A 15439-nucleotide genomic window follows, 5' to 3' on the forward strand; every position below is an offset into this window, starting at 1 on the left:
TTACCGGAGTTTGCTCCCGGCCGCTAATCGCAGGTGGTGGGGACCTGGCCGTGTGGACGTGGTTCGCGTCACATCGAAAGCGGTAGCCTGACGGAGTGACCATCGTGGGGAACGCTCCCGAAGGCAGTCGGCTCGGTGCCGTCGTGCCGGGTACCGACCTGTCGCAGCATGCTCGCCTACTCAGTCGGGTGCACGACGCAGTTCTCTCCGGCCAGGAACCACCGGCGCAGCCGCGGACCGTCGTGGCGCGGTCGTGGTCGAGGGTGGCCGCCGGCGGGCTCACGCCGGATCACTGCGGTGCGTCTACTGTTGCCGATTTCTCCGAGTTGGAGGCGAGGCGTTCGCGTACCGCGCTGCGAAGCGTTCTGCCCGAACTGCGAACCACGCTCACCGAGGTCGCCGAGGACGCGGGCTTCATCGTGGTCGTTGCCGACGCCGACGGTGTCCTGCTCTGGCGCGAAGGGGCGAAGACCGTCAAACGTGCGGCGGACGCTCTCGGGTTCGCGGAAGGCGCACGCTGGTCGGAGCAGTCGGTGGGGACCAACGCGATAGGTACCGCGCTGATCGAAGACTCTGCGGTGCAACTCTTCTCGGCCGAGCACTATGCGCCCACGCATCACAATTGGTCGTGTACCGGCTCGCCCGTGCACGACCCACGGACGGGCGAGATACTGGGCGTGGTGGACATCAGTGGATCCGCAGCTTCGGTGCATCCCACCACCGTCGCGCTGGTGCGCACCGCGGTTCGCCTCGCGGAGGCGACGCTGTGGCGCGAGCACGCGGCTTCGCTCGAGCGCCTGCGCTCGCGGGCGGCACCGCTGTTCGCGGCAGGAACAGGTCCGGCATTGGTGGTCGACGAGTACGGCTGGGTGGCCGGCGCCAGCGGGATTGCCGCGCCTGACCGCGTGGCAGCACCCAGTGCGGGAAAGCCCGTCATCGTGCCAGGTCTGGGGATGTGTCTGCCTGAGCCGCTCGGAGACGGCTGGCTGTTGCGCACCGGCGTCGGCGGGCCGTTGATCGAGCTGGAGCTGGCCCTCGGCGCATCGCCGCAGGTGACGGTGCGTGGTGACGCCAACTGGACGCGCGCGCTTTCGCCGCGTCACGCTCAGATCTTGCGGGCACTGGCAGCCGTCGGTTCGGCAGGTGTGGATGCCGCAGGCCTGAGCGAAGTGCTCTTCGGTGATCGCGAGCATGTCGTGGCAGTGCGCGCCGAGGTGTCCAGACTGAGGAAACACCTCGGCGCGGTCCTGCAGACTCAGCCGTACCGCTTTGCCGAGGGCGTGCGAGTTGTGGTGACCTAGCGCGCCGCGCTGATTCCGGCACGACGTCCGAAGAAGCTGCCGTCGCCGAGACTTGTCCCGCTGGCGTAACCGCCCGCACAGACACCGGACGTGCAGCGACCCGCTGCGAACAGTCCGGGGATCGGCGCACCCGAGACGTGCAGAACCTCGGAATCGACGGTGGTCTTCAATCCTCCCAGCGTGAATCCGCCTGTGCGGCCACGGAGATCGATTGCCGCGAACGGGCCGACGATCGGCTTCACCCACTCGGACTTCTTGCCGAGCACCGGATCCGAACCTTCAGCCGCGTGCCGGTTGTAGAGGTCGACGGTGGATTGCAGCGATCCGGCGGGCAATCCCATCTCGCCTTCGAGTTCCTCGACGGTCTCCGCCACCCAGCTCGGCTGCGCCCGCAACTGTGCACTGGACGATTCGGCATTCATGCCTTCCTCGTACGCAGCTTCGTCGATCACGAGGAATGCCTGGTTGTCCTGCTGGAACAGCGTTGCCTGGCCGATGCGGCCGGGGTAGGTGTCCTCGGGGATGTATCGCTGACCGCGGCCGTTGACAAGAATGCCGCGCACCATCAACTGCGGGTCGCAGAAGAACGCGACCTCGGTGGCGTCCATGTGTGCGGTGTCGGCGCCGAGTGCCTGACCGATCTGGATTGCGCGGCCGTCGTGCGCCTCGATGGAGGCCGCCGGGTGGCCGAAGATACGCGGTGCGTTCGAGCGCACCATCTCGTTGTTGTACGCGAAGCTGCCCATCGCCAGCACTACGCCTTTGCGGGCACGAATCGCGACATCCTTGCCGTAGCGCTTGGCGACGACGCCGACAACCCGATCGCCGTCTACCACCACAGTTTGGACGCGCAGATCGTATTCTGCTCGGACGCCGAGCTTTTCGGCCGTCTCGACGAGTGGCTTCATCAGCATGTAGCCGCCGCCCTTCTCGCCGGTGTTCTTCTCGGACATCTGCGGAACGTGTCCGCGGGGCGCGGGGTCGACGAGGGTGTTGAACGGCGCGGCGTTCTCGCCTCCCGAGTACATCAGGCCGTCGTCGTACGGCGGTTCCCAGCCGGGCTGACCCCAGAACGATTCCTTGAACGGGACCCCGGCGTCGACGAGCCAGTTGTAGTGATCGACGCTGCCCTCGCAGTACGCGTCGATCTTCGTATCGTCGGTTCCGGGGCCGAGCGCTGCCTTCATGAACGTCTTCATGTTCTCGACCGAGTCCTCGAACCCGCACGCCTTCTGCAACGGCGTTCCACCGCCCAGGTAGATGAATCCACCAGCCAGTGACGCGGCTCCGCCCCAACCGCCCGTCCGCTCCAGGACGAGCACCTCGGCGCCGGCACGAGCTGCTTCGATCGCAGCGGTGACGCCGGCGATGCCGTATCCCGCGATGACGACGTCGGCCTCGTAGTCCCAGGTGGTGATGTCGGCAGCGGAGATCGGTCTGACGGTGGGGTCGGCCATGCGAATAGTCCTCTCGGAAGGCGAAACTGCTGATCACCCCACAGTTGCAGTTTCGACTTCCGCAGATCAGGCATGGTCCCGGTCAACGGGAGGTTTGCAAACTCCTCACCGCGCCCAGAAATGTGTCCAGGTCGGCTTCGTCGACGAAGTAGTGCGGCGATGCGCGAACCACGGCGTCGAGTCCGCGGGCATCCATGTCGAGGAGGGTGGACCCGCGACCGCTGACGGTGACGGTGATGTTCTGTGCTGCAAGCTGATCCCGAACCAGGTGCTCGGAAATACCGTCGACGGTGAAGGAAACGATGCCGCTCAGATGGGTTCCTCGATCGCGGACTTCGACTCCGGAAATCGCTGCCAGACCTTCCCTCAGCGTGACTGCTCGGGATTCGATCTGCTCCCACGCCGTGTCGGTGCCGATCGAGAGCAGATAGTCGGCGGCGACGCCGAGACCCAGGCGCGCCGCGACACTCGTTTCCCAGAGTTCGAATCGTGTTGCATCCGGCGCAGGGACGAAGCTGTTCTCGCCGGTCCATTCCGCTCCGTGCAGGTCCATCGCAGCGGGTTCGAGTGCGTCGACGAGTCCGGGGCGGACGTACAGGAATCCGGTTCCGCGTGGCCCGCGGAGCCACTTGCGGCCGGTTGCGCTGAGGGCGTCGACGCCGAGTTCGGTGACGTCGATGGGCAATTGGCCGACGGACTGGCATGCGTCGAGCAGAACGAGCGAGCCGTGGGCCCTCGCGAGTTCGACGACCTCGCGAACGGGGTTGATCAGGCCGCCGTTGGTGGGGACATGGACGACGGAGACGACGCGAACCCGATCGTCGAGCATGTTCTCGAGTGCGTCGAGGTCGATGCGTCCGTACTGATCGCTCGGGATGATCTCGACGTGGGCACCGGTCGAACGCGCCCGCCCCAGTGCAGCGATGGCGTTGCTCGCGTATTCGACTCCGCTGATGAGAATTCGATCACCGGGTCCGAGCGGAACGGCAGCGAGGAAGTCGTTCCACGCGCGGGTCGCGCTGTCCGTCAAAGCGATATCGGTTGCCTGAGCACCGATGACCCGGGCCAGCGAATGGGGAACAGCAGCGAGGGCGCCGCTCTGACGAGCAGCTGCGACGTATCCGCCGACGTCGGCTTCACGTCGCAGGTGCTCGATCATCGTGGCCGGCACCGGCTCGGGCGGGAGCGAGGATCCCGCGCTGTCGAGGAACACCTTGTCAAGGCATCCGGGAGTGTCGCGGCGGATCGTGTCGAGATCGAACATGGCACCTTCCGTTCATGTCGGTGTGGTTCAAACTACCTGTGAACGAAGCTGTCCCGATGGAGCGAAGACTGGGCACGGCCGATGCCGTGGTGATCGGCCTCGGCGCGATGATCGGCGCCGGAGTCTTCGTGGTGTTCGCGCCCGCTGCCGCAGTAGCCGGTACCGGGTTGCTTGTGGGCCTGGCGATTGCAGCGTTCATCGCCTACTGCAACGCGACGTCGTCGGCGCAGCTTGCGGCCAGATACCCCACTTCAGGTGGGACCTACGTCTACGGACGTGAGCAGCTCGGACCCTGGTGGGGGTTTGCCGCCGGCTGGTCGTTCGTGATCGGGAAGACCGCGAGCTGCGCGGCAATGGCTCTGACTTTCGCGACGTATGTTGCGCCTACGGCCTGGCGTGTCCCCGTCGCGGTATTGGTGGTGGCAGCGCTGGTTGCAGTCAACTACCGCGGAGTCACGCGGACGGCGCACATGGCCAGGGTGATCGTCGCCGTGTCGACGACGGCGCTGTGTGTAGCGCTGGTGGTTGCCGTCGTCGGTCCTGGTGCGGTGCGCGAGTTCCCGGATCTCGCATTCGGGTCGTGGTACGGAATTCTGCAATCGGCGGGACTGCTGTTCTTTGCCTTCGCCGGGTACGCCAGGATCGCGACGCTGGGGGAGGAAGTGCGTGATCCGCGTCGAACGATTCCGCGGGCGATCCTGATCGCACTCACCGTCGCCGTCATCCTCTATGCGCTGGTAGCGGTGGTGCTGTTGGTGACGCTGGGACCTGATCGGCTGGCGAATTCGGCGCGACCACTGGCAGATGCGGTGGGCGCAGTCGGTTGGAGTTGGGCCGTTCCCGTAGTGGTGATCGGTGCCACGGCGGCGTCGGCGGGGGCGCTGCTGGCTCTGATCGCCGGCGTGAGTCGTACGGCGATGGCGATGGCCCGCGAGCGCGATCTGCCAGTGGCCCTCGCTGCAGTCCATCCACGGTTCGGGGTCCCTCACCATGCGGAACTTGTGGTCGGTGCCGTTGTGATCGCCTTGGTCTGGACAACCGATCTTCGTGGGGTGATCGGCTTTTCGTCGTTCGGAGTGCTGCTCTACTACTTCGTCGCGAACGTGAGTGCGTACAGCCAACGCGGTGTGGACCGGACGTATCCGAAGTGGCTGCAAGCGGTCGGCGCGGCTGGTTGTGTCGTTCTGGTGGTCACACTTCCGTGGATCGCGGTTGTTTCCGGCGCAGGTGTGGTTCTGGCCGGTTGTGGGTACCGGTGGATACGACTGAAGAAATTCAACGACACGTAACACCACAAAGGGTGCATCTCGGACGTTGGCGTTCTATCGTCGGTAGCGACCGCGAAGACCGCCCGAAGGGGAAGTCGAATGGTGACAGCAGCGTTGACAGCAGCACAGACCACGCAGGTGGATTCACGTCCTGCGGCCGAGGCCTACGTCGGTGGTGTGTGCTTCAAACAGGGGCCACCCCGTTTGGTCGGAGCTGAGCTCGAGTGGCTGACCGGCCAGGTTCCCGGTGGGGAGCGGCCGTCAGCAGCGACTCTGGCAAAGGCACTCGGGCGACACGCACCCACCAGTATCGACCCGGATTCACCAGCGGTTCCGCTTCCTCGTGGCAGCCTCGTCACCGTAGAACCTGGCGGACAGATCGAACTCTCGTCAGCGCCGCGGACGTCCGCCCGAGAACTGTGTGACTGTCTCGACGAAGACCGTCGTACTCTCGAAACACTCCTCGCGTCGTACTCCATCGAAATCAGTTCTGCCGCGGCCGACGTCGCCCGCCCACCTTCCCGGATTCTCCGGTTGCCACGTTATTGCGCAATGGAATCCCGCTTCGCCGGGATAGGACCGTACGGCACCTTGATGATGTGCAATACAGCTGCAGTGCAGGTCAGTGTCGATGCCGGCGGCAGCCCGGAGTCCATCGCCCAGCGTTGGCGGCTCCTCGGGGACATGGGGCCGGCGCTCATCGCTGCGTTTGCGTGTTCTCCACGCTTGCAAGGGGTTCCGAGAGGGGATTGGGCGTCCCAACGCATGCGGACGTGGCTCGAACTCGATTCCTGGCGAACGGTCGCAGTCCCGGAAGTGCAGGACTACGCCGGCTGGGCGCTCGATGTTCCGCTGATGTGTGTGCGAAACGAGGGCGACGATTGGACGGCTCCGCGGGGTGCCACTTTCGGGGACTGGATAGACGGCGCTGTGGATGCCGAGATCGGACGCCGACCCGTCTGGGCGGACTTGGACTATCACCTGTCCACGCTGTTCCCGCCGGTTCGCGCTGTCGGCCATCTGGAGGTTCGCTACATCGATGCGCAGCCGGGAGATCTGTGGCGAGTACCGGTAGCAGCGATCGACGCGTTGCTGTCCGGGCCTGCCGTGATGCGTGAGGCGAGTGATGCCGCAGCGTCGACGGCCGGGAGATGGCGGGATGCGGCCGAGTACGGTTTGGACGACGTCGAACTGCGTTCGGCGGCAACCTCTCTGATGTCGCTTGCCGCGTCGTACGCGCCGGAGCCGCAGTTTGTCCGTCTTCTCGATGCCGCAGCCGAACGGTGTTGTCGCGCAATTGTGCCCGGTGAGAGCGACACATGACGGGGGAGATCACCAAGGAAGCGGTCGAGGCCGTACTTCTGCGAGCGCGTGAGCGGTCGACGCTGCTCACCGACTGCGTCGACGATACCGAATTGGTCGCTCAGCATTCCCCGTTGATGAGTCCGCTCGTGTGGGACCTGGCGCATATCGGCAATCAAGAGGAACTCTGGCTGGTGCGAGATGTCGGTGGCCGCGATCCGGTGCGTAGCGACATAGACGAGCTGTACGACGCGTTCAAGCATTCGAGATCGTCGAGACCCACACTTCCCCTGCTCAACCCGGCCGAGGCGCGCGAATACGTACGTACGGTTCGCGGGAAGGTCTGGGATGTGCTCGAAGCCAGCACCTTCGGGCGCACAGAACTCGACATGGACGGTTTTGCCTTCGGGATGATCGCGCAGCACGAGCAGCAACACGCCGAGACCATGCTCGCGACCCACCAATTGCGTTCGGGGCCCACGGCACTCGTTGCGACTCCCGCTCCGCAAGCGGCCCGCATGCCGGAACTCGACGAGGTCACCATCGCGGCCGGCCCCTTCGTCATGGGGACCGACGACGAACCGTGGGCACTCGACAACGAGCGCACGGCGCATCAGGTCTATCTCACCGACTTCGCGATCGACAGATTCCCGGTCACCAATGGGCAGTTCGTCGAATTCATCGAGGACGGCGGCTATTCCCGACCGGAACTGTGGTCCCGTAACGGTTGGCGGCATCGCGTCGACGCGAAACTCCGTGCACCGCTGTTCTGGGAACGCGACAGTTCGGGTTGGTGGCACGAGACTTTCGGCGTCGAGGCTCCGGTCCCACCGGACAAGCCCGTCGTGCATGTGAGCTTCTACGAAGCCGAGGCCTACGCGTGCTGGGCAGGCAAACGGCTTCCCACCGAGGCGGAATGGGAAAAGGCCGCGCGGTGGGATCCGGAATCCGGAAGATCGCGACGATTCCCGTGGGGGGACGTGTCCGCAGACGAGAAACTTGCCAATCTCGGTCAGCGCCATCTCGGTCCCGCCGGCGTCGGCTCGTACCCGGCGGGTGCATCGGCAGCAGGTGTCGAGCAGTTGATCGGTGACGTGTGGGAGTGGACGTCTTCGGGTTTCCATCCGTATCCGGGTTTCCGGGCCTTCCCCTACCGGGAGTACTCGGAGGTGTTCTTCGGCGGCGACTACAAAGTGTTGCGAGGGGGATCGTTCGGGACCGACAGCGTTGCCTGCCGGGGGACGTTCCGCAACTGGGACCACCCGATCAGGCGCCAGATCTTCTCGGGTTTTCGCTGCGCCAGAACGATTTCGGGTAGATCCTGACATGTGTCGGCACCTCGGGTATCTCGGGCCGCCGCGTTCGGTTCGTGAACTCCTCCACGACGGCGAGAACTCACTGATGCGACAGTCGTGGGCACCTCGCGAGATGCGTGGCGGCGGGACCATCAATGCCGACGGATTCGGCGCGGTGTGGTGGAACGGTGGAAGGCAGGGACGGTACCGCAGTATCTCGCCGATCTGGTCGGACCCGACAGTCGACGAGACGTTGTCCCACATCATTTCCGGATCCGTTCTCGCCGCCGTACGTTCCGCGACGGAGGGGATGGCCGTCGAGATCGGTGCCTGCGCACCGTTCGTCGACGGAACCTACGCTTTCAGCCACAACGGAGCGGTATCCGGTTGGCCTGGCTCACTCGCCGACTTGGCAGCAGAAGTTCCGGCCGTCGAATTGCTGAAGATGCCCGCGCCGACGGATGCTGCCTTGTTGTGGACAGTGCTTCGGCATCGGTTGAAGTCGAAGCCCGCGGAAGCCGCCGTGACGAGCCTGGTTCACGATGTGGCTGCGGCGGCACCGGATTCACGATTGAACCTCCTGTTCGGCGACGGGCAGGAACTGTGGGCCACGGCGTGGGGCCACACGTTGTACACGCGGGTCGACGAGTCGCGGGCACTGATCGTTTCCGAACCGTCCGATGGTTCGCCGGACTGGGAGCAGGTGCCGGACCGGCACATCGTCTGCGCGCGTCCCGGCCATTTGATCGTCACCCCGATACCGATGGGAGAACAATGAAAACCCCTACGCTCGAGGTTTATCTGACACCGGCCGAATCGGTCGACGCATTGCGAGCCGAGGCCAGGGAGGGCTTGACCGCTACGCCGAAGTGGCTCTCGCCCAAATGGTTCTACGACGCGCGTGGAAGTGAACTGTTCGAGGAGATCACGGCCTTACCCGAGTATTACCCCACCCGTACCGAACGCGGCCTGCTCGCTCGGTACGCCGACGAGATCGCGGCGTTGACCGAACCCGAGATCCTGATCGAACTGGGTTCAGGTTCCTCTGAGAAGACGCGGTTGCTCCTCGACGCGATGACGGCTCGCGGGACTCTGCGAACGTATGTACCACAGGATGTTTCGGTGACGGCCCTCGAAGGTGCGGCGCAGCAAGTCGGTGCCGAATTCCCCGGCATCGATGTGGTCGGGGTGGTCAGTGACTTCACCGGTTCGCTGCATCATCTGCCCGGTGGTGGACGGCGCGCGGTCGCTTTTCTCGGGGGGACTCTCGGTAATCTCGTTCCCGCAGAACGAGCCGAGTTCCTCTCGGGGATCGCAGCGGTGCTCGCTCCGGGGGAGAACCTGATCCTGGGTGTGGGATTGGTGATCGATCCCGCAGTTCTCGTGCCCGCCTACGACGACGCTGCCGGTGTGACTGCGCAGTTCAATCTCAATGTTCTCTCGGTCCTGAACAAGCAACTGGGAGCGAACTTTCCCTTGGAGGACTTCCGTCACGTCGCGCTCTGGGATGCCGAGAACGAGTGGATCGAGATGCGCCTGGAAGCACTTCGTGAAGTCTCGGTGCATATCGACGACCTGGATCTGGAGATCACCTTCGCAGCGGGCGAGCAGCTGCGCACCGAGATCTCGGCGAAGTTCACCGAGGAGGGGATTGCCGCGGAACTCGCGTCCGCGGGCTTCGGGGTGCGGAAGGTGTGGACGGATCGGGATCAGCGCTTTGCGCTGTTGTGTGCGCAGCGGGCGTGAAGTGGGCGCTTGTCAGAGGATGCTGTCTCCCCCTAGAAGTGTCTCAAAAGTTCTGTAGGCGGCAATATTTGAGAAGTGTCGAGAGTAGAGATCTGCGGTGCCGGTATGGACAGCGTCCGACACCGGCGCAAGATCCACGAGATGCGCAAGTTTTACATAGGACTGGTCATCGCTCGCGCCGAGCGGATACTCCTGCTCGCCGGCCTTGCGCTCGAATTTTGACTGCGCCTCAGCGGGGTCGCCAGCCCAGATGAGATAACAGTCCTCTCGGTGGAAGCACCCGACCCCGTCATTCTTCCCCAACTCGAATATCGCTATGCCGAAGTACGGTTGATCTCGTGTCGGATGCTGAGTCATGCGATTGAACGTAGTGACATCGGAGCGCAAAAGGTATCGGTGAATACCCCGGGATTTCGCAAAAACTTGTCGGTGGGCGCCCGAAGAATCGCTCATATGTTCGAATCGAAGACTTCCGCGGACGCGCTGTTTCGGCAGCATGCGGAAATCGCGCGCGCCCACTTCCTCGAGATCTACGCGGTCACTGCGCTGTACTTGGACCGTTGTGAGGAGGATGCCGCGGTTGGAGTCAATGAGGCTTTTCGGGGTCAATTCGCGCACGTGGAGATCGCGTCGATACTGAGCATTACGGAGTACGCCGCGCAGAAAATGATTGCACTGGGATGTGACCTGCGCTGGCGACTTCCGCGGGTGGCGGCCGCTTTTGCTTGCGGTGACATCGATCTGGCCAAAGCGATGGCACTGTCCGAAGCTCTCGCCAACGTCTCCGAGCACGCGCTCGATGACATCGAGCGACTCCTCGTGGACGGTGCCTGCCGTGTAACCGGTAACAAGTTGAAGGCGCGCGCACGAGGTCTCATTGCTCGGCACGACCCTGATGGGGTGCGTGCCAGGCGAGTTCGTGCGGAGGCGGATCGGGACGTTCGGACGTGCGCGTCGCACGACGGTATGTCGACTCTGGACGGAATGCTTCCAGCGGTCGGCGCTCAGACTTTGGCCACGAGGCTCCGTGCGATGTCGATGCAGGTCTGTGGTTCCGATCCGAGAACTTTCGGGCAACGGCGTGCCGATGCACTGATCGCATTGGCGGAAGGAAAGACGTCGTTGGATTGTCAGTGCGACGGCGATTGCACCCGTAGGGATGATACGAAGACCTCCGCGCTCCCGATTGCGACAATTCTTGTGGGTGTCAACGCTTCCACCCTGCTCGGATTCGACGACCTGCCAGGCTATTTGCAGGGGTACGGCCACATCGATGCCGACCTTGCGCGCGCGATCGCCGCGGACGCCACGTGGCAGAGAGTCCTCACCCTTGCACCGTCCGAGGTGCAACATTGTTCGACTGCGGGGCAGCCGGACCGGTGCTCGGCGTGGGTCAGTCGATGCGCTCACCGGAGATATTGCCCGCTGCGGCAAGGGATAATCGCTCGAGAAGGAACAGTGGTTCGCGGCGCGGTGAATCCACGTACCAGCCGTCCGCGGCGTTGGTGACGATTGTAAGGACGCGAGACGGTACGTGCCGCTTTCCGAATTGTGTTGTGCGTTCTGATAGTTGCGATATCGATCACACGGTGCCGTTCGATCACGGCAACCCCGCTCAGGGAGGGCCTACTGCAGAACGGAACTTGGCCTGTCTGTGTCGAAAACATCACCGACTGAAGACGTTTGGCAGGTGGACAGTGAAGCAAATCGGAGGTGGTCTTCTGGAGTGGAAAGATCCGTCAGGACGACGAACGGTTACCGCGCCCGTAGGCCCATTCTGTGACCCCGAACTGAGAGTGCCCGACGCGGCGAGACTGCATTTGACGGACGACGATGCGCTGGAACGACGTTTCGGACTTCGGGACAGGGGAGTGGAAGCGGATCTCGAATACCTCCTGGACTGGAGTGTGCCCGGCTGGCGGAAGGCACGATCTGCATCAAGACGTAACGCATCCCCACTGGCGAACGCTTTGCCGGAGTTTGCCGACTTCTGAAGGGGTTTCGTTTCTCCTGTGGCCTGCGGGTATAGCGAGAGGGCCCGAAAAATGGTGTTTGTCTGTTTATAGTGAGGCGCAGAACGGTTTCCGACCCGAGGAGAACGCGTGCGTCATCCGAAGCTCGCCGCATTGACCGTGGCCCTGACTGCAGTACTGGTGATGCCGGTAACGCAGAGCGTGGCTCAACCATTCCCCTTCGACCCCGGCAGTTTCGGCAACGGAAGCACCGGATCGTTGGGGAGCGACGACCCGGACATACCCATCGAGGACACCCTCCCGCAGTTGTCGGTCACCACACTGGTCGACGGACTCGACCACCCCTGGGACGTGGTGGCGGCCCCGGACGGTGCAATCCTGACCGGACAACGATCCGGCGGATTCTTCGTTCGCCGAGGCGACAACACGACAGGTCCAGTCGCTGCTGACCTTTCGGATCTCTACGCGCAGTCCGAAACCGGGCTCATGGGCATCGCGCTTGCTCGCGACTTCGCTCAGTCGCGCACCCTGTACACCTGCCAAGGATTCAGTGCTGGGGGAGTCACGGACGTTCGAGTGATCGCGTGGACCGTCGACGCCGGATGGACCGCACTCACGCGAACCGGAACTGTATTGCCAGGAATCCCGGTCTCGTCCGGGCGTCACGGGGGTTGCCGAATTCTTGCGGCGCAGGACGGAACGCTGTTCGTCGGGACGGGTGACACCGCGACGCCGAGCGTCCCCCAGGATCCGAATTCGCTGGGCGGCAAGGTCTTGCACATCAACGCCGACGGAACTCCGGCGGCGGGGAATCCGAATGCTTCCAGCCCGGTCTACACGCTCGGGCACCGCAACGTCCAAGGCTTGGCCGTGCAACCCGGAACCGGCCGGGTGTACTCGGTTGAACAGGGCACAAGCGTCGACGACGAAGTCAACCTGCTTACCCCCGGCGGAAATTACGGCTACCGCCCGGATCGGCTTCCCGGAACGTACGACGAATCCGTGCCGATGACCGACCCGGTGCGAGTGCCGGGAGCAATTGCGGCGGTGTGGCGTTCGGGTAGCTCGACGTTGGCTACCGCCAGCGCTGCCTTCACCGGTGGAGCTGCATGGGGTGCCTGGGACGGTGCGCTCGTAATGGGTGGCCTCAAGAGCAAGGAACTGATCTTCCTCCGCCTGAATGCCGACGGACGCTCGGTCGACGCGCAGACCTTCGGGTTGGAGAACCAGTTCGGTCGCTTGCGGTCGGTGACCCCGACGCCCGACGGCTCGCTCCTGGTGACCACCGACAACGGCGCCGGCGACAAGGTGCTGCGGGTGACGCCCACGCCCTGATCTTCAGTACCAGGCGATGACCCGGCACGGACCACCCGAACCACCCGCATGCGTCGGCGCTCCCACCATCACCGTGGCGCCGACGGCCGGAAGTGCGGACAGATTTGCGAGGGCTTCGACTGCGTACTTTCCTGAGCCCAAAGCGCTTCGGTGAGCCCCGTGGGTGGTGCTTCGGCCCGCGTCGATGCTGAGGGTGTCCGAGCCCACGGCGACGATGTTGCGCTCGCGGACGAGAAAGTCGATCGCCTCGGGGTTGAATCCCGGTGTGTGTTGCACGCCGAGTGCATCTCGATTCGTGAAGGCGCCACCGGCACCGGCCCGGGTATCCCAACCCGAGTTCATCGCAACCAGGCTGCGGGGAGCGATGGTCCCGTGGAGGGACTCCCAATCGAGGATGTCCTGGCGGGTGAGCAGTGTGTCGGGGTCGACGGAGGCTCGGGCACTGATGTCGACGACCGCAATCGGCACGACGAGGTCGGCGACGGGAATCTTCTCGACGGTGATTCCGTCCGCACTGGCGTGTGCGGGAGCGTCGATGTGAGTACCAGTGTGTTCTTCGAGGCGGAGTTCGTTGAGGTAGAAGTTTCCACCTGACTCGGCGGAGCCGAGCGAGCCCAGAGACCCGCCGGCGTCGGCGATCTTCGCCAGGTTCCTCATCTCGAACGAGCGCGCGCCCGGCCACACCGGGAACTCCGGCGTCAGTACGTGGGTCAGATCGACGATGGTCTGACCTGTTGGCGTTGCCGACGCAGTGGGCTGTACAGCGCCGGCCATGACGGTCGCGCCGAGGGCACCGGTGCCCAGCGCCGCGAACATCGATCGACGGCTGATCTTCCTGCCTTCGCGTCCGATCGATTCGTAGACCTCCGACAAGACCTTCGGTGAGCACATCAGAAACTCCAGATCACTGGGATCAACACCGTTGCAACTATCAGGAACCACAACAACATCGGGAGTCCGAGCTTCCAGTAGTCGCCGAACTTGTATCCGCCAGGTCCCATCACCATCATGTTCGCGGGAGTGGCTACAGGCGTCAGGAAGGAGGCTGCGGCAGCGACAGTCACCGTCATCAGAAGGGGCAGCACCGAGATATCGAGTTCGATGGCGACCGAGATCGCGATCGGCGTGATGATCAACGCGGTTGCAGTGTTGCTGATCAGCTGGCCCAGAGTCGCCGTCACGACGAAGAGTCCGGCGACGACGACATACGGGCTTGCCCCACCGACGACGTCGACAAACGCATGAGCGAGCTTTTCGGCCGCGCCGGTCTGCTGGATTGCGGTCGACAGCGGGATCATTCCGCCGACGAGAATCAACGTGGTCCACGAGATGGACCGATGCGCCTGCTCGACGCTGATGACTCGTAGCAGCACCATCGCACATGCCGCGAGGAGTCCGGCTATCGCCGACGGCACCAATCCGAACGTCAGCATCACTACCATCGCCGCAACGACGACGAGAGCGATGACTGCGCGGGTTCCCAACGGGGCTGCCTGCTTACGGATCTGGGCAGGTGCGTCGACCACGAGGACGTTCGGATCGACGGCGGTGTGGGTGTCGAGATCGTCCCAGCTTCCTTGCAGGAGAAGCGTGTCACCGGCCGCCAACTTGACGCCCTTGGGGCCGCAGTCCTCACCGGCGCGCTGGACTGCGAGTATCACCAGATCTCCACTGTCGGTCACCATGCCCGGAAAAGCCCTGTCGCCGATCATTTCCGAGCGCGGCGGGATGATCACTTCGACCACGCCGTCGTGCTTGGTGATCAAGGGCTCTGCGGACGGCGCATCCTTTCCCATGAGCTGATACTGCTTCGCGAGGGTCTTGGCATGCCGGCTCAGGTCAGGCGACATCGACGTCCCCGCACGGTGGGGGAGGACGTGAGGACCGAGAAGTACGGCGATCGCAATCGTTCCCAATACGAGCGGCGCACCGACCAAGGTGAAACTGAAGAACCCGAAAGCACCGGCCCCGGATTCCTCGGCGGCTTCGGAAACGATGATGTTGACCGGTGTTCCGGTCAAGGTGAGCATCGATCCGGCATGGGCGGCAAATGCCAACGGCAGAAGCAGTTGTGACGTCGATTTACCGAGACGTACCGCCAAGACGACCACCATCGGTACCAACGCGGCTACGGCCCCGTTGACGCTGATCAATGCGGTCAACGCGGCAACCAGCAACATGATCGCACTCACGAGACGGACTCGGGATTCGCCGACTTTCGCCAGCAGTTTCTCGCCCGCCCACGTGGTGACACCGGTGGCGTCGAGGGCTTCGCTGACGACAAAAAGCGCGGCGATGAACACCACCGTGGGATCGCCGAATCCGGCGAGCGCCTGCTCCATCGTGATCACACCGGTGGCATACAGCGCCAGGGCAGTGCCGATCGCGATGATGCCGACCGGAATTCGGCCGATCACGAACAGCGCCACGACCAGTGCAAGCACGACCAAAGTGATGGTGATGTCATTCACGATTCGTAAAGGTACCTGCTCATACAG

Annotated in this window: 13 protein-coding genes; 8 read left to right on the forward strand and 5 right to left on the reverse strand. The window is 63.9% G+C overall.

What is annotated here, in order from left to right:
- Positions 1-95 precede the first annotated feature (95 nt).
- Positions 96-1301, forward strand: coding sequence for a GAF domain-containing protein (locus tag G4D79_RS13755; RefSeq protein WP_235867845.1), 1206 nt, complete (start codon positions 96-98; stop codon positions 1299-1301).
- Here G4D79_RS13755 and G4D79_RS13760 read toward each other — a convergent pair.
- Together G4D79_RS13760 and G4D79_RS13765 are read right to left on the reverse strand one after the other, a co-directional pair.
- Positions 1298-2758, reverse strand: a complete 1461-nt coding sequence (locus G4D79_RS13760) for an FAD-dependent oxidoreductase (RefSeq protein WP_099697994.1) — start codon at positions 2756-2758, stop codon at positions 1298-1300. The genes G4D79_RS13755 and G4D79_RS13760 overlap by 4 nt on opposite strands.
- 82 nt (positions 2759-2840) lie before the next feature.
- On the reverse strand, positions 2841-4022 hold the full coding sequence (locus tag G4D79_RS13765; protein WP_050654520.1) for an aminotransferase class V-fold PLP-dependent enzyme: 1182 nt from the start codon (positions 4020-4022) through the stop codon (positions 2841-2843).
- 14 nt (positions 4023-4036) lie between these two features.
- On the opposite strand from G4D79_RS13765, the gene G4D79_RS13770 reads away from it, so the two are divergent.
- The 5 genes from G4D79_RS13770 (at position 4037) to egtD (ending at position 9633) form a co-directional block, all read left to right on the forward strand.
- Complete coding sequence (locus tag G4D79_RS13770) at positions 4037-5311, forward strand: APC family permease (RefSeq protein WP_099697995.1); 1275 nt, start codon at positions 4037-4039, stop codon at positions 5309-5311.
- Between the two features lie 78 nt (positions 5312-5389).
- A complete protein-coding gene (gene egtA / locus G4D79_RS13775) occupies positions 5390-6613 on the forward strand; it encodes an ergothioneine biosynthesis glutamate--cysteine ligase EgtA (RefSeq protein ID WP_099697996.1) in 1224 nt (407 codons plus the stop codon).
- Entirely contained in the window at positions 6610-7917 is a 1308-nt protein-coding gene (egtB, locus tag G4D79_RS13780) for an ergothioneine biosynthesis protein EgtB (RefSeq protein WP_099697997.1), read from the forward strand. The genes egtA and egtB overlap by 4 nt, the downstream gene beginning before the upstream one ends.
- A gap of 1 nt (position 7918) precedes the next feature.
- On the forward strand, positions 7919-8665 hold the full coding sequence (gene egtC / locus G4D79_RS13785) for an ergothioneine biosynthesis protein EgtC (protein ID WP_054782049.1): 747 nt from the start codon (positions 7919-7921) through the stop codon (positions 8663-8665).
- The gene (egtD, locus tag G4D79_RS13790) at positions 8662-9633 is read left to right on the forward strand and encodes an L-histidine N(alpha)-methyltransferase (RefSeq protein WP_099697998.1); all 972 of its coding nucleotides are present in this window, start codon (positions 8662-8664) and stop codon (positions 9631-9633) included. Before egtC ends, egtD begins: the two co-directional genes overlap by 4 nt.
- A gap of 12 nt (positions 9634-9645) precedes the next feature.
- Here egtD and G4D79_RS13795 read toward each other — a convergent pair whose 3' ends face one another.
- The gene (locus G4D79_RS13795; protein ID WP_042921056.1) at positions 9646-9990 is read right to left on the reverse strand and encodes a hypothetical protein; all 345 of its coding nucleotides are present in this window, start codon (positions 9988-9990) and stop codon (positions 9646-9648) included.
- 96 nt (positions 9991-10086) lie between these two features.
- Here G4D79_RS13795 and G4D79_RS13800 point away from each other — a divergent pair, with 96 nt between their 5' ends.
- On the forward strand, positions 10087-11142 hold the full coding sequence (locus tag G4D79_RS13800; RefSeq protein ID WP_075833989.1) for a DUF222 domain-containing protein: 1056 nt from the start codon (positions 10087-10089) through the stop codon (positions 11140-11142).
- A 593-nt stretch (positions 11143-11735) separates the two neighbouring features.
- Complete coding sequence (locus G4D79_RS13810; protein WP_054188780.1) at positions 11736-12941, forward strand: sorbosone dehydrogenase family protein; 1206 nt, start codon at positions 11736-11738, stop codon at positions 12939-12941.
- 3 nt (positions 12942-12944) lie between these two features.
- On the opposite strand, the gene G4D79_RS13815 is transcribed toward G4D79_RS13810, so the two are convergent.
- Positions 12945-13832, reverse strand: a complete 888-nt coding sequence (locus G4D79_RS13815) for a cyclase family protein (protein WP_070162460.1) — start codon at positions 13830-13832, stop codon at positions 12945-12947.
- Positions 13832-15412 carry an SLC13 family permease gene (locus tag G4D79_RS13820; RefSeq protein ID WP_099697999.1) on the reverse strand — a complete coding sequence of 527 codons (1581 nt, stop codon included), beginning with the start codon at positions 15410-15412 and terminating at the stop codon, positions 13832-13834. Before G4D79_RS13820 ends, G4D79_RS13815 begins: the two co-directional genes overlap by 1 nt.
- Between the last annotated feature and the right edge of the window lie 27 nt (positions 15413-15439).

The sequence above is a fragment of the Rhodococcus sp. WY5 genome, from assembly GCF_018588185.1.
Taxonomy (GTDB): domain Bacteria; phylum Actinomycetota; class Actinomycetes; order Mycobacteriales; family Mycobacteriaceae; genus Rhodococcus_F; species Rhodococcus_F qingshengii.